Source organism: Endozoicomonas sp. SCSIO W0465 (genome assembly GCF_023716865.1).
Classification (GTDB): domain Bacteria; phylum Pseudomonadota; class Gammaproteobacteria; order Pseudomonadales; family Endozoicomonadaceae; genus Endozoicomonas.
The window spans coordinates 3,062,862-3,078,039 of sequence record NZ_CP092417.1 but is presented as its reverse complement, the minus strand read 5'-3'; the positions used below and the strand labels follow the sequence as shown (position 1 = coordinate 3,078,039).

Sequence of the window (15,178 nt, the reverse complement as noted above, 5' to 3'; positions counted from 1 at the left end):
TCGAAAATAACGGCTCGGTGCTAAGTGCATAGTCATTCGGGATAAGTCAGGGAACCGGAAAGCCGACTTATCTTACCCTGAATCAGGGCAATCACCTATCAAAGAGAAGATAAATTCAGTTATTTGCTAAAATAACCTAGTGAATAACTATCAGGTAAACGATATGGAAGCCGAACAATTATCCAATAGACAGCTTAACGCCAGCAAAAAAGTCATTGCCCAAGCTAAATCATTGATGGACTCAATGAAAATGCTGAAGAAAAAATTACACCTCAATGATGGCTGCGGACAACGTTTCCTGCAAAAGACCAACCCTGACCTCGCGCTATTACAAAAAGCCGAACAGGAGATTAATAAAGCTTACAGCGGCAAATCCAGGAAAAGTCAGCAGTCCAACTCAAAAAATAAAACCGGGCTGTTAAACAATATTGCCCGTCGGGGTCAGGCCTGACATTCATCCAATTCAGTTGACAGCATGGTGGATAACGCCGACAGTAACCCTATCTATCGGATAATGACGTCGTTTCCCTGTGCTGACCATATACCATTCAAATCATCTGGATGTTCTCAAAGACCTTCTGGTCGAGCTTTTTTGCCAATCCCCTCCGGCACCCCCCCTGGAAGATGAACAAATTCTGGTGCAGAGCCCGGGCATGGCCCAATGGCTCAGGCTGGAACTGGCGAAAGGACTGGGTATAGCAGCGGGTATCAATTTTCCTTTGCCTGCCAGTTTCCTCTGGCAAATGTATACCCGTATCCTGCCAGACGTTCCCCGCCGATCTGCCTTTAATAAAGAGTCCATGACCTGGAAGCTGATGGATCTCCTCGACTCTCTGAAACACGACCCGGACTTCTTATCATTATCCCAATATCTTGCCAGCGATGACGACGACATTCGAAAATTTCAACTGTCAGGTAAAATAGCAGATATTTTTGACCAGTACCTTGTCTATCGCCCTGACTGGATTCTCGACTGGGAACAGGAGAATGACACCTCCTTAATTACCTCTGACCAACCCTGGCAGCCAAAATTGTGGCGAGCCCTGGTCACAAGAACCGCTGAACTGGGTCAATCTCCGTGGCATAGGGCCAATATGCACCATCGCTTCCTTCAGGCAATGGCCAATACGAACAGAAGTTCGCAGCTGCCGGAAAGATTGTTTGTTTTTGGTATTTCGGCTCTTCCACCACACTTTGTCGAATCCATTGAGGCCATGTCCAGCCAGTGCGATATCCACTTAATGGTCGCTAACCCCTGTCAGCACTATTGGGGAGATGAACGGGACCCAAAATATCTGCGCAAGCTGGCAGCCCGCAAACTGCTGGACCGAAAAAAACAGAGCAACAAGCACCAAAGAAGCGAGAAAAGCTGGTTCAGCAAGGACGGTCTATCCCTGGACAACCTGGACTCGATTGGCAATCCAATCCTGGGCTCAATGGGTAAACTTGGTCGTGACTACTTTCACCAACTGCATGGACTGAATGCTTTTGATATTGACGTATTTGTCAGTGACCACAAGGACACCCTGCTGGGAAATCTGCAAAAGGACATTTTTGAACTGCATGATCGAACAGCGCAGGAACAACAGACCCGGCGAAAAACCGATGACTCTTTGCAGTTTCATAGCTGCCATAGTCCACTCAGAGAGGTGGAAGTACTTTATGACCACCTTCTTGATCTGTTTGCAAGGAACCCGGAGCTGACGCCCAAAGATATTGTCATTATGCTGCCGGATATCGACAGCTATGCCCCCTGGATTCAAGCCGTATTTGGCGGCATCGATGATCACCGCCGTATTCCCTATGCTATTTCAGATGTCAGCGCAAAAAGTGAGCACCCTGTTCTTTCGGCATTCCTCAAACTTCTGGAGCTGGATAAAAGTCGCTGCTCTGCCCCGGAGCTTATGGAGCTGTTGGAAGTACCCGCCATCCAACAACGTTTCAATCTGGCCACAGGTGAGCTGGACATTCTGAGACAATGGACCCATGAGTCTGGTATACGCTGGGGTTTAACCCCGGCCCACCAAACCCGGTTTGACCTGCCGGAGTTGCAGGCCAACTCGTGGTTATTCGGGATCAAAAGGATGCTGCTGGGCTATGCCATGCCTGAAAATACAGGAGTCTATGGCGACATTTTGCCGTTGGATGCGGTTCAGGGAATGAATGCCATACTGGCGGGCTATCTGGCCAGGTTTATTGACAACGCTGAGCAATTGCTCAATGAATTGGACAACACGCGATCCATTGAGCAATGGATCCGGTTCACTCATCAACTGCTTGATCGCTTTTTCCTTACCCGGTCGGAAGATGACGAATCAGCACTCAGACTGGTCAATGAAACACTATCCCATCTTTATGAACAGCTGCAGGAAGCGGGGTATAACCAACCACTATCACGAAGTGTATTTATCAGTTATCTGACAGAGCGGCTGACTCAGGAGCGCAGCAGTCAGCGATTCCTGGCAGGCCAGGTTAATTTTTGCACATTGATGCCCATGCGCTCCATCCCCTTCAAAGTTGTCTGCCTGCTGGGTATGAATGACGGTGCTTATCCCCGCAGTATTGCCCCGGCCGGATTTGACCTGATCGCCCGGCATGGCAGGCGCGGTGACCGCTCCCGTCGGGTAGACGACCGTTATCTTTTCCTGGAAGCGCTGCTCTCTGCCCAGGATGCGCTGTACATCAGCTATGTGGGACGACGGATACAGGATAACAGTGAAAGAATACCATCCGTGCTGGTTACCGAGCTGCTCAACTACTGCGAGCAGGGTTTTGGCCTTAAATCAAACCAGTTGGTTATCGAACACCCTCTGCAGCCGTTCAGCCACAGAAATTTCCTGAATCAGCCTGAATCAGCCCGGGCAGGGGACAATTTTTACAGCTACATCCATGAGTGGTTACCTGCAGCCCGTCGCAACGAAGAAAGGCCGGCTCAATTTATTCAAGCTCGCTTGCCAAATGAAGAGGAAGTTAACTTCAGTGAAGTAGAGCTTGCCGAACTACTGAGATTTTACAACAACCCATGCCGCTATTTTTTTAACCGCCGCCTGAAAGTCTATTTCTCAGTTCAGGACCAGGCCCTGGAGGAGACTGAAACGTTCGCCATGGAGCCACTGAAGAACTACCAACTGAAAGTCGGAATACTTGACAGCCTGATTAACAAAGAAGCACCGGAACGCCTGATCAGGAGGCTTCAATCCACCGGTGATCTGCCGCACTCCGCTTTTGGGCAGATCCTGCTGGATGAGCAGATAAAAGACCTTACCCCAATGGCTGACAGATTAAGCGTTCAACTGGAGAGTATTGCGGAAGACCGGGAAGTCAACCTGCATATCACCTCCCCGGAATTTTGCCACAACCCGGTTCATCTGACCGGCTGGCTCAAAGGCTTTACGGCACCCGGCATGCTACGCTACCGCCCTGCCGGTTTTAAAGGCAAAGATCTGATCAGGAGCTGGATTGAGCACCTGTGTCAATGCATGACCGGTAATCCAACTGTGACCCGTATTCATGACCCGGAGCAAGAGCGCCTATTACCGGTCATCCCGAAACAGGAAGCAGAACAGCACCTGACCACACTGATTCATTACTTCCATATGGGTCAGAACCTGCCGCTTCCCTGGTTTCCGGAGACTGGCTACAGTTGGCTAAAAGCCGCTCCGGACGACAACCCGGACAAAGCAGAACAAGCCGCAAAAAAAGCCTTTGCCGGCGATGACTTCCATTTGCGGGGAGAGTGCAGTGATGACTATATACTGCGGGTCTACCCTGAGCTGGCATCCATATTCACTGAAATGACCGGCCTTACCAGAGCAATTCTGGCCCCTGCGTTTGACTGTTTGCAGGGGGTACAGCCATGAGCCGGACAATAGCCACTGACCAGACTGACCAGACGCGTCTGATTCCGGAAACCTTGGACCCACACGCCTTGCCCCTGCATGGCGTTCGCCTGATAGAGGCCAGTGCCGGCACAGGCAAAACCTATACCATCGCGAATCTCTATCTTCGAATACTGCTGGGGCATGGCAGCAATAAGACACAACATGAAACCCCGTTAACCGTTGACCAGATACTGGTCGTTACCTTTACCGAAGCAGCCACCGGCGAGTTAAGGGACCGTATCCGGGCCAGAATTCACCAGACCCGGGATGCCTTTATTGAAGGCCAATCCAGTGATCCATTTATTCAGCGACTGATTCGGGACATGAAACAGCCAGCACAGTGCCAGGCGCTACTGCTGGCCGCAGAGCAGCAGATGGATGAAGCGGCAATTTTCACCATCCACGGCTTCTGCCAGCGCATGCTGAAACAGCACGCTTTTGAAAGTGGCACTCTGTTCTCCAGTGAGCTGATTACGGATACAGAGCCCATGTTGCAGCTGAGTGCAGCGGACTACTGGCGCCGGAATTTCTATCCCCTGGAAAAACCACTGGTGAAGCTGCTGCGCAACCTCTGGAAAACGCCCAACGACCTTCTGGGTCATTTGCGCAGCTGGCTGCCTCTGTCAGACCTGAAACTGGCCGGAGACCAGGTTCCGGAATCCATGGATGACTTCAGAACGATCTATCTGGCCCCGGCCAGAGAATTAAAATTACTCTGGCAAAACGATCAGGACAGGATCACAGACCTGTTAAGGAGCTGTGGCCTGCGCAAAGACCGCAAACCTCTGAAGCGACTGGGCGATATGACCCGGTTTCTTGCCTCTGATGATCTGATTCCCAATCTGGATAAAGACAGCTGGGAGATCTACGGCACGGAAATATTGCAAAAAAGTCTGTTAAAGACCGGAAAATTACCGAAACACCCCATTTTCCGGAAAATTGATGAGTTCCTGAATTTACCGCTATCCCTGAAGGAGGCGCTTCAGGGCCTGATCACCCGGGATGCATTGCATCATATCAAATCCCAGCTGACACAATTGAAAACCAGCCGTTATCAGCTTTCCTTTGATGATCTGCTGACCAATCTGGCCAACGCCCTGTTTGCTGAAGATAATGCCGGTGAACTGCTGGCCCAGGCGATTCGCGGTCAGTATCGCATTGCGATGATTGATGAATTTCAGGATACCGACCCTCTGCAGTATCGCATTTTCAACAAGATCTACATGGAAGGCGGTGACCCCGGCGTTGGCCTGTTTATGATCGGCGATCCCAAGCAGGCCATCTACGCCTTCCGTGGCGCCGATATTTTCACCTATATGCAGGCCAGGCAACAGGTACACAGCCATTACACGCTGGATACCAACTGGCGCTCCAGCGATGCCATGGTGTCTGCGGTTAATACGGTATTCCAGCATTCGGCCACGCCCTTTATCTACAACGACAGCATACCTTTTGAGCCCGTTCATCCATCACCAGGTGCCTCACAGAAACGCCTTTATCATGAGGGAGCAGCCCTACCCGCAATGACCCTGTGGCTGCAGAAGCCAAATGATGGACCAACCATCAATGCCGAAAGTTATCTGGATACCATGAGCCAGGCAACTGCGACCGAGATCAATCGCCTGCTTTCAGCTGCCGACCGTGGGAACTGCCAAATTCACAATAAAGAACGGCAAACACCGTTACAACCCGGAGATATTGCCGTACTGGTCCGCAGTGGTCGACATGGTCAGAAGATTCGTAAAGCCCTGGCCGCACAGAATATCGCCAGTATTTACCTGAGCAACCAGGACTCGGTATTTACTTCACGGGAAGCGTCTGACCTGGAGAAAATACTTCAGGCATGCCTGCACCCCACCAGCGAGCGAGTATTGAAAGCGGCGCTGGCAACCTCGCTTTTCCATCTTGACGCTCTGGCTCTGGACGCACTGAATGTTGATGAGCAAGCCTGGGAAAGCGCAGTAGAAGAGTTCACGCACTATGGCGAACTCTGGCGGAGCAAAGGTATCCTGCCGATGTTGCGGCAACTGATCTTCCACCGGAAAATTGCCGAGCAACTGCTCTCATTCCAGGATGGCGAGCGCCGTCTGACCGACCTGCTGCACCTGGGCGAGCTACTGGCGGCTGCCAGCCTTGAACAGCAGGGAGCACCCGCCCTGACCCGCTGGTTTTCCGAGCAGATCATCAGACCGAATCACAACGCCAATGATCAGCAGTTGCATCTGGAGAGCGAGCGGAATCTGGTCAAGATCATCACCATCCATAAGTCCAAAGGCCTGGAATATAAAGTGGTCTTTATCCCTTTTCCATGCCACCTGCGTAAAGCGGATTCCCCCCTTTACCATGATCCGAAAACCAGTGAAACCTGGCTGGCATTAACACCCTCCGCAGAAGCTTCAGCCCTTTCCGAAAAGGAGCGACTTGCGGAAGACCTGCGCCTGCTCTACGTTGCCCTGACCCGCTCGGTCTACTGCTGCTACCTGGGCATGGCCCCCTACAAATCAGGAAGAGCCAGTAAAGAGGGTAAAACGGACCTGCATCAGACTGCGATTGGTTATTTGCTTAATCAAGGCTCGGACATTGTCAGTCAGGATCTCAGCGTTTTGCTGGAGCAAATGGCCGGGCGCTGTGATCATCAACAGATCGTGATTTCTGCACCACCAGCAGACACCTTGCCACCGTATATTCCAGTGGACTCACAAGAACCATCGTTAAGCGCCCGTAATTTCACAGGAAACATTGAGAGAAACTGGTGGACCACCAGCTACTCAGCGCTTTCACGGTTTTCATCACATCGTTCCGGATCATCGGCAGATGCCGGTAATGAAGCGCCAGGCTTTGATACGGATGCCATCAATGAACAACATAATGCCCGGGATAACCAGCAGGCTGAAGCAGACCCTTTAAGCCTGTTCAATTTTCCCAAAGGGGCTCAACCGGGAACGTTCATGCACAGCCTGTTTGAAGAACTGGATATGAACGCATTACGTTCTGCAGAAGGTGACGCCTATCTAAACAATTTTCTGGTTGATAGCCACGCCCGGGCCGGTTATGGCGAAGAGTGGCTGCCAGCCACCAAAGGTATGCTGCTAACTTGCCTCAATGCGCCACTGGATGGAGACAACCTTCGTCTTATCAATCTGCCAGATTCCGCTCGACGGGTTGAAATGGAATTTTACCTGCCTATCGAACAGCTTAACCCGCAGAGCCTTAATCAACTGATTGCTCAACACGACCCTCTCAGTGCCAGGGCCGGAGAACTGCAATTCCATCGAATGAAAGGCATGCTAAAAGGTTTTATTGACCTGACCTTTGAATATCAGGGGCGCTGGTATGTGCTCGATTACAAGTCAAACTGGCTGGGCAATAACATCATTGATTATTCCAGGGAGACCATGGAAAAAGTCATGATAGAGCATCGATACGACCTCCAATACCAGCTGTACTCTCTGGCGCTGCACCGTCTGCTCAGGCAACGTGTACCGGATTATGATTATGACCAGCACGTCGGTGGTGTCATTTACCTGTTTCTGCGTGGGGTACAGATGGATGATCCTGAGCAACACGGCGTATTTAGCCATAGGCCCTCTTTTGAACTCATCAATGGCCTGGATCAGCTATTCAGGGGTGAGGACGTTATTAGCGAAACAAAAAGTGGCAAAGATAATGAGATAGCTAATGAAAAAGAGGAGCTGATGAAATGCTAACTCAGCTGCAGTTACTGGAACAACAGGGCATTATTCGAGCCCTGGATTATCAATTCGCCAAACTGATTCACGCCATGAACCCCGATCCATTGCTGACTCTGGCTGCCGCTAATGTCAGCTTTGAATTGGGACAGGGCAATGTATGCATGACCCTGGCATCGGACTTCAGCATTTTTGGTCTGGATGAGACAGAAAGTGCTCAACTGATGGATACCATTGCCATTCCTAAAGAGCAGTGGATGACGAACCTGAAAAACACTCAGGTTGTGGGAGAAGGCAATGAGCCAACCCCCCTGGTGCTCGATAGTGAGTGCCTCTATCTCTATCGATACTGGGAATACGAATGCAATATTGCCCGATTTCTCAAGAGTAGAAGCACAGAAGCGCTGGATGCAGATGAAGCCCGCTCAATGTTGCAAAGACTTTTTAAGCGGGATTACCCCGACATAGCTCAACGGTGTAAAGGGAAGTCCGAAGCCGCTCAGAAAGCCGAACTCATTAAGTGGCTGGATATTGAGTCCATTGACGGGCTTGATTGGGACGCCATTCTGGATTCGGTTAACCAGGGAGCTGATCCAGATACTCTGAATTCACTCATTCCGGAGTCTGCGTGCCTGAACTGGCAAAAAATTGCCGCGGCATTGGCGGCCACCCGCTCATTTTCAGTTATCAGTGGCGGCCCGGGAACCGGAAAAACCACCACCGTTACCCGACTTCTGGCGCTTCTCACCGAGCTGGGCCTGAAGCGCCATTCACCTCCGGATATTAAGCTGGTTGCTCCCACCGGCAAGGCTGCAGCTCGCTTAACCGAGTCCATTGGTGGAGCACTGGCAAAGATAAACTGCAGTGAAACAGTAAGGGAGATGATCCCTACCCAGGCCGGAACACTGCACCGTTTACTGGGCGTAATCCCCGGAAAAACCGGCTTTATCCACAATAAAAACAATCGGTTACACCTTGATATTCTGGTTGTGGATGAAGCTTCCATGATCGACCTGCCACTGATGAGCCACTTACTGGAAGCACTGCCAGATCATGCCCGGTTAATTCTGTTAGGTGACCGTGATCAACTATCGTCAGTGGAAGCTGGCAGTGTCCTTGGTGATATCTGTGCAGCCGCCAGCTTTGGTTACTCAAATGAACAACGCAATCTGCTGGAAAGGTTAACCGGACATGATCTTGCTAAAAGGGAGCCGACACAGGCTAAAACAAACCACGCCGTTTCCGACAGCCTTTGCCTGTTGCGCAAAAGCTACCGCTTTGATGCTCATTCGGGTATAGGCAATCTGGCCAAAGCGGTAAACAACAATGATCATCACGCTTTGAAGTCAGTATTTACCTCAGGCTTTGATGATATAGCGCGCTTTTCCATCGCCACAAACCCTGATTATCAGCAATTGATACAACAATCTGTTGAGTCCTATCGTCACTACCTGGAACTCATTCAACAGAAAAGAGAACCTCAGCATATTCTCGATGCCTTTAGCCGTTTTCAGGTGTTATGTGCACTGCGGGAAGGTCCATATGGTCTTTCGGGTCTGAACGAAGCAATAGAGAACGCCCTGCAGCAAAAAGGCCTCATTGAAGTGTCTGGACAATGGTATGAAGGGCGGCCCGTCCTGATCACCCGCAATGATCACGGGCTTGGTCTTTACAATGGCGACATTGGAATTACCATCAGAGGATCTGATGGTCAACTCAGGATCGCTTTTCAGTTGCCCTATCAACAGGTCAGGCAGTTTCTGCCCAGCCGACTTCCTGAGCATGAAACCGTTTTTGCCATGACCATTCACAAAAGTCAGGGATCTGAGTTTGCCAATGTTGTCATGGTGTTACCGGATAAAGACAGTCCCATTATCACCCGTGAGCTTGTCTATACGGGCATTACCCGAGCCAAATCCAAACTTACGCTTTTCGCTGAAATGGACATTTTGATCAAAGCGGCAAAGTCACCAACCAAAAGACAATCAGGTCTTTATCAGCGGCTGGTTCAATAAAAAACCAGAGATAACCGCAGAGATCACAAAGTTCACCAGGAATGACACAATTTTTCTTTGCGGACTTTGTTATCTCTATGGCTACAGACCAGACAAGCCACTCAAACAAGCCACCCAGTCAAGCCACGCTACTTTCAGGTTCATGGTTATTATCCTCATTATTGTCGTCATCACCACCGTTAATGCCAAAGCACTGACATAGCCTTGAGAATAAAATTGCAAAAGCACCGTTACCGCTGACATTCATAGCGGTACCAAAGGGGTCAAAAATCATATAAACAGCAGTAATCAACCCCAACATCTCGTCGGAGAAACCCATCAGACTCTGCAATATAGGGCCCACCACAAGGATGACACCTCCCGGCACAGCCGCCACCGAAAACTTGGCCAGTGCATAGTAAAAGCCAAAAATGGCAAAGCTTTGCAGATCAGGCATCGGCAGATTGAAGGTATTCAGCGTTACCAATGCCAGGATAGTCAAACCAATCGCACTGCCAATGGTGTGAATATTGATTGTCGCAGGGACGATGGTTCTCGCCATGATGGGGTTACCAATATTTTTTTCGGTACTGTCGATTAAAACCGGCATGCTGGCAGCACTGGAAACGGTGCTCAAACCCGTTAACCATGCAGGAAACACGTTACCCACGTAGGTTAAAAAATCCCGTAATGAAAGTTTTGCCGCCACAAAAAAGTAGATAAAGAGATAAGCCAACTGCGAAACAATAACCAGCAACATAATCGGGCCAAAAGCAGAGATAGCCTGACGCAAAATACCATCAGCATGAAGTTTGAACGCAAATCCAAGAATAAAAAAAGGCAGTATGGGGATAAAAATATGTTTCAGGAACCACCCTGAAAAATCACTTGCCCTAAAGCAAAGCTCCCTTAGCGGTTGACTATCCAGCAGATTCACCAGCATTCCTGCAATAAACCCGACAATTAAGGCATTCATATTGGTGAGCAGAGGGGGGCGTTCAAACACCCACATGATTGCCAGACCACTGCCATCTAGTGCGTCAGGGATGACAGGCATCGATATGAGCGGCACCATGATACTGCCTATGGTATACCCGGTGAAAATGGCTGCAATGTTGGAGGCAAAAACCATCCCGATTAGCAGAAGAGTGAATAACAAAGCATTCTTCCCCATTCTGGCCAGGCAGGTAACCACGAAACTGAAAACAATAAACGGCAGGACAAAAACCAGCAGTGTCTTAATGGTGAGACTTAGGGAGAAGAAAAAAGACTTAACATCATAGCTCACCCAGGAGTCTGTAAGAACGGGGATAAACAGCACTATTAGCAGCATGGCCGGCAATTTAACTTTGACCAGATACTCAATAATATTCACGAATCTCCTCTTCCATCGTTATCAGATTAACTGTGGTGAAACATAGACTTTTTTTCTGTATCTTCCAAAAATGACAGCCCTCTTACCCTGAAACTTCACAATAGACTTGATCACAGTCCGTTATCCAATGACAATCGCCATTTACATCAGGAGACTGACTGCTTTTTGAAATAAAGAGCACTGGAAAGAGTCATGAGCAAGAAAATCTACGTTGCTTACACCGGTGGAACCATTGGCATGCGCCCTTCAGACTCCGGCTACGCGCCCGGTGATAACCTGATGGAGCTACTGGAAGAGAAGCTTTCTGCAGATGTCATGGCCTGCCTGCCAGAATTCGAACTCTATCAGTACCCTCAACTGATTGACTCCAGTAATATCCGTCCGGATAACTGGAAACAGATCGCTTCTGATATCGCCAGTCGATATGAGGAGTTTGACGGTTTCGTCGTCTTGCATGGTACCGACACGATGGCTTATTCATGCAGCATGATCTCATTTATGCTGCAAAACCTGCATAAGCCCGTGATCTTTACCGGCTCGCAAATTCCTCTCTGTGAAGCACGTACTGATGGTCTGGATAACCTGGTTGGCGCCCTTACCATGGCTGCTGATGACCGAATCAACGAGGTCTGCCTGTATTTCAATGGCCGTCTGTTGAGAGGCAATCGTTCCTGCAAGTTGAATGCCTACCTGCTTGATGCGTTTGACAGCCCCAACTATCCATGGCTTGGTCGGGCAGATATCCATGTAGAGCTCAATGAAACGCTCCTGTGGCAGCCAAACGGTTCAGAAAAGTTTCAGCTTGAGTGCAGCGCTGAAACTCATGTTGGCATTCTGCAGCTGTTTCCCGGTATTAATGCCCGGTGGATGGAGTCTGCACTGAATCAACCCATGGATGCCTTTATCCTGCGTACGTACGGTACAGGAAATGGTCCTGATGCTGATCATGCTCTGCTGGACACCTTGGCCAGAGCAACAACCTCAGGCAAATTGATTGTCAACCTGAGCCAATGCCACCGGGGTACGGTTCACCAGGGTAGCTATGCAGCAGGTACAGCACTTGCCAAAGCCGGAATAGTCGGTGGTCTGGACACCACTACGGAAGCCATGTTCTGCAAACTGCATCACCTTTACTCTCAGGGTTTCAGCACTGAAGAAGTCAAAGCCATGCTCAGTGTCAGCCTGGCCGGTGAAGTCTCTATCTGATAAAACATTCGCTACTGATGAGGATTGCCAAACAACCCTCATCCCCTCACTCCTTTTCCAATGGCTCCCTCTCCCCTCTATCGCATGAATACCCTGTTTAAGGCTATAATCCGTTCCCGACGGTCATGCCGGAAATGATGATAACAATGCATTGGGAAAAAATTACGGGGTAACAGATTGAAACCGGTCAAAATAGGTATCTGTGGACTTGGCACTGTGGGTGGCGGCACGGTCAATGTCCTTCAACGTAACGCCAGCAGCATTACTGCACGGGTAGGTCGTCCTGTGATTATTGAGCAGGTTGGCGCACGCCGGGATAACCCTGACTGCGACACTGGAAGCATCCGCGTTACCCGGGATATTTTTGCAGTCGCTCACAATCCTGACATTGATATTCTGGTAGAAACCATTGGTGGCTATGAGGTTGCCAAAGCGCTGATTCTGACGGCAATCGAACAGGGAAAACATGTAGTCACTGCTAACAAGGCTCTGATTGCCGAACATGGTAACGAAATCTTCGAGGCTGCCCGCGAGAAAAATGTTATTGTCGCTTATGAAGCGGCCGTTGCCGGCGGCATTCCCATCATCAAGTGCCTGAGAGAAGGCTTGTCAGCGAATAGCATCAGCTGGCTGGCGGGTATTATTAATGGCACCGGTAACTACATCCTGACCGAAATGGGCGACCATAATCGTCCTTTTGACGATGTTCTGAAAGAAGCACAGGCGCTGGGCTATGCTGAAGCAGATCCAACGTTTGATGTCGAAGGTATTGATGCCTGCCACAAACTGACCATCATGGCGTCAATCGCCTTTGGTATTCCCCTGCAGTTCAACAAAGCCTATACCGAAGGCATCAGCAAGATTACCCCAAGCGACATCCAGTATGCTGCTGCTCTTGGTTTTAGAATCAAACACCTGGGTGTTGCGCGCAAAGCAGCCAATGGCATTGAACTGCGGGTACACCCGACACTGATTCCTTCCGATCGCCCACTGGCGAACATCAATGGTGTGATGAACTCTGTTGTGGTTCAGGGTGACGCGGCAGGTCAGAGCATGTACAGCGGTCCCGGGGCTGGAGCTGAACCTACGGCATCGTCTGTCATTGCGGATATCATCGATATTGCCAGAACCATTGACACTCCGGAAACTGCCGTTAATGCACTGGGCTTCCCGGCGGACCGTCTGAGCGACACTCTTTCTGTACTGCCAATTACCGAGACCGTATGCAGTTTCTATCTCCGCATCCATGCTGATGATCACCCGGGAGTAATGAATGCCGTTACCCAGGTGCTGAGCAGCCATGGCATTAATATTGATGCCATTACCCAGAAAGTCACTCGCGAGGATGATGGCTGTGCGGATATTGTTATCCTTACCCAACGTATTCTTGAAGACACCATGGACAAGGCCATAGCTGAACTCGAAGCACTGGAGGATATCAAATCCCCCATCACCCGGATTCGGGTAGAAACGATGACCTGAAGCTACGACCTGAAACTAATTACCTGCCCGCTTACCCCGTTGCTGGTAAGTGGTGCAGTCAGGATTATCGGACACAGTAATAAACAGATATTCGGAATTCCCAGTGAAATACATCAGTACCCGAGGACAGGGACACAGCAAAGATTTTCAGGATGTCCTGCTGGCCGGACTGGCGGATGATGGCGGGCTTTACGTGCCAGAAACCCTGCCACAGTTCAGCGCTGAGAAAATACGCTCGCTGAAGGGACTCCCTTACCATCAGCTCGCCTTTGAAATCATTCAACCCTTTGTCGGCGGAACCATTGAAGACGACAAGCTCAGGCAGATGATTGATGACAGTTATGCCGGGTTCAGCCACCAGGCTATCGCACCACTTCACCAACTCAGTGCCTCCCAGTGGGTTATGGAGCTATTTCACGGCCCAACACTGGCCTTCAAGGACTTTGCACTGCAACTCCTTGGTCGACTGCTGGATCACTCGCTGACTGAGCGCAATGAAAAAGCGATCGTATTGGGTGCAACTTCTGGTGATACGGGTTCCGCTGCCATAGAAGGCTGCCGTCATAGCGATCGTCTGGACATATTTATTCTTCACCCTTATCAGCGAGTATCCGAAGTTCAGCGTCGCCAGATGACGACGGTTCTGGACAACAATGTTCACAACATCGCGATACAGGGCAACTTTGATGACTGTCAGGATATGGTGAAACGGTGTTTCGCCGATCAGTCGTTCCTGCCTGAAAACACCCGCCTAGTGGCCGTCAACTCCATCAACTGGGCCCGAATCATGGCTCAGATCGTCTATTATTTTCATGCAGCTCTGGCGCTCGGCGCCCCGGATCAGCCTGTCAGCTTTTCAGTGCCTACCGGTAACTTTGGCGATATCTTCGCAGGCTATATTGCCCGGGGAATGGGTCTGCCGATAGAGAAACTGATTGTTGCCACCAACAACAATGACATTCTCCACCGTTTCTTCCAGAACAATGACTACCGCAAGCAAGCGCTGCACCAGACACTGTCGCCCAGTATGGACATCATGGTTTCCAGTAACTTTGAACGCTTGCTGTTTGATATGCATAACCGCCGGGGCGACGCCATGGCGGATTTGATGTCTGGTTTCCAGAAAACAGGAAATATTCGCGTTGGTGATAGCCCGTGGCAGGCCATTAGAGAGGTGTTTGATAGCAGCCGTTCTGATGATCAGCAGGTCTGTGACACAATCCGTACTCTTTACAATAAAACCGGTTATCTTGCTGATCCCCACACAGCAACCGGCATCCGGGCAACTGAAGAAGTCCTGCTAGCAACACAGACTCCAGCCGTCACGCTGGCAACCGCCCACCCGGTGAAATTCCCTGACGCGATCGTCAAAGCCGGCCTGGATGCACCAGCACTGCCAGCTCATATAGTTGATTTGTTTGAACGGGAAGAGCGTTACGAAATTCTTGAAAACGACCTGCTCTCTGTTGTGGCCCACATTAAAAATACCAGCTTATCAAGCTAAGACAGAAAAGTATTACCACCCATTACGTGCTGCCTTTCAGGCAGCAC

At 50.1% G+C, this 15,178-nt stretch carries 8 protein-coding genes; 7 read left to right on the top strand and 1 reads right to left on the bottom strand.

The window, feature by feature from the left end; genetic code table 11:
- Nucleotides 1-163 precede the first annotated feature (163 nt).
- From MJO57_RS13450 to recD, 4 genes are all read left to right on the top strand, one after another.
- Entirely contained in the window at nucleotides 164-451 is a 288-nt protein-coding gene (locus MJO57_RS13450; RefSeq protein WP_252025979.1) for a hypothetical protein, read from the top strand.
- Nucleotides 452-530: 79 nt separating this feature from the next.
- Nucleotides 531-3,860: an exodeoxyribonuclease V subunit gamma gene (gene recC / locus MJO57_RS13445; RefSeq protein ID WP_252025977.1), complete on the top strand. Its 3,330-nt coding sequence runs from the start codon at nucleotides 531-533 to the stop codon at nucleotides 3,858-3,860.
- Nucleotides 3,857-7,588, top strand: coding sequence for an exodeoxyribonuclease V subunit beta (recB, locus tag MJO57_RS13440; RefSeq protein ID WP_252025975.1), 3,732 nt, complete (start codon nucleotides 3,857-3,859; stop codon nucleotides 7,586-7,588). Before recC ends, recB begins: the two co-directional genes overlap by 4 nt.
- Nucleotides 7,582-9,585, top strand: a complete 2,004-nt coding sequence (gene recD / locus MJO57_RS13435; RefSeq protein ID WP_252025973.1) for an exodeoxyribonuclease V subunit alpha — start codon at nucleotides 7,582-7,584, stop codon at nucleotides 9,583-9,585. The genes recB and recD overlap by 7 nt, the downstream gene beginning before the upstream one ends.
- 118 nt (nucleotides 9,586-9,703) lie before the next feature.
- Here recD and MJO57_RS13430 read toward each other — a convergent pair whose 3' ends face one another.
- Nucleotides 9,704-10,939 (bottom strand): cation:dicarboxylate symporter family transporter, encoded by a 1,236-nt coding sequence (locus tag MJO57_RS13430; RefSeq protein WP_252025971.1) that lies wholly within the window; start codon nucleotides 10,937-10,939, stop codon nucleotides 9,704-9,706.
- 192 nt (nucleotides 10,940-11,131) lie between these two features.
- Between MJO57_RS13430 and ansA the strand changes: the two genes are divergently transcribed.
- The 3 genes from ansA (at nucleotide 11,132) to thrC (ending at nucleotide 15,131) form a co-directional block, all read left to right on the top strand.
- On the top strand, nucleotides 11,132-12,145 hold the full coding sequence (ansA, locus tag MJO57_RS13425; RefSeq protein ID WP_252025969.1) for an asparaginase: 1,014 nt from the start codon (nucleotides 11,132-11,134) through the stop codon (nucleotides 12,143-12,145).
- A 177-nt stretch (nucleotides 12,146-12,322) separates the two neighbouring features.
- Entirely contained in the window at nucleotides 12,323-13,627 is a 1,305-nt protein-coding gene (locus MJO57_RS13420; protein ID WP_252025967.1) for a homoserine dehydrogenase, read from the top strand.
- A 103-nt stretch (nucleotides 13,628-13,730) separates the two neighbouring features.
- Nucleotides 13,731-15,131, top strand: a complete 1,401-nt coding sequence (gene thrC, locus MJO57_RS13415) for a threonine synthase (protein WP_252025965.1) — start codon at nucleotides 13,731-13,733, stop codon at nucleotides 15,129-15,131.
- The last annotated feature ends 47 nt before the right edge of the window (nucleotides 15,132-15,178 follow it).

What these genes read in the sequence shown, in the direction of transcription:
- MJO57_RS13450 (WP_252025979.1), top strand. Translation starts at nt 164, where the DNA reads ATGGAAGCCGAACAATTATCCAATAGACAGCTTAACGCCAGCAAAAAA.
- recB (WP_252025975.1), top strand. Translation starts at nt 3,857, where the DNA reads ATGAGCCGGACAATAGCCACTGACCAGACTGACCAGACGCGTCTGATT.
- recD (WP_252025973.1), top strand. Translation starts at nt 7,582, where the DNA reads ATGCTAACTCAGCTGCAGTTACTGGAACAACAGGGCATTATTCGAGCC.
- ansA (WP_252025969.1), top strand. Translation starts at nt 11,132, where the DNA reads ATGAGCAAGAAAATCTACGTTGCTTACACCGGTGGAACCATTGGCATG.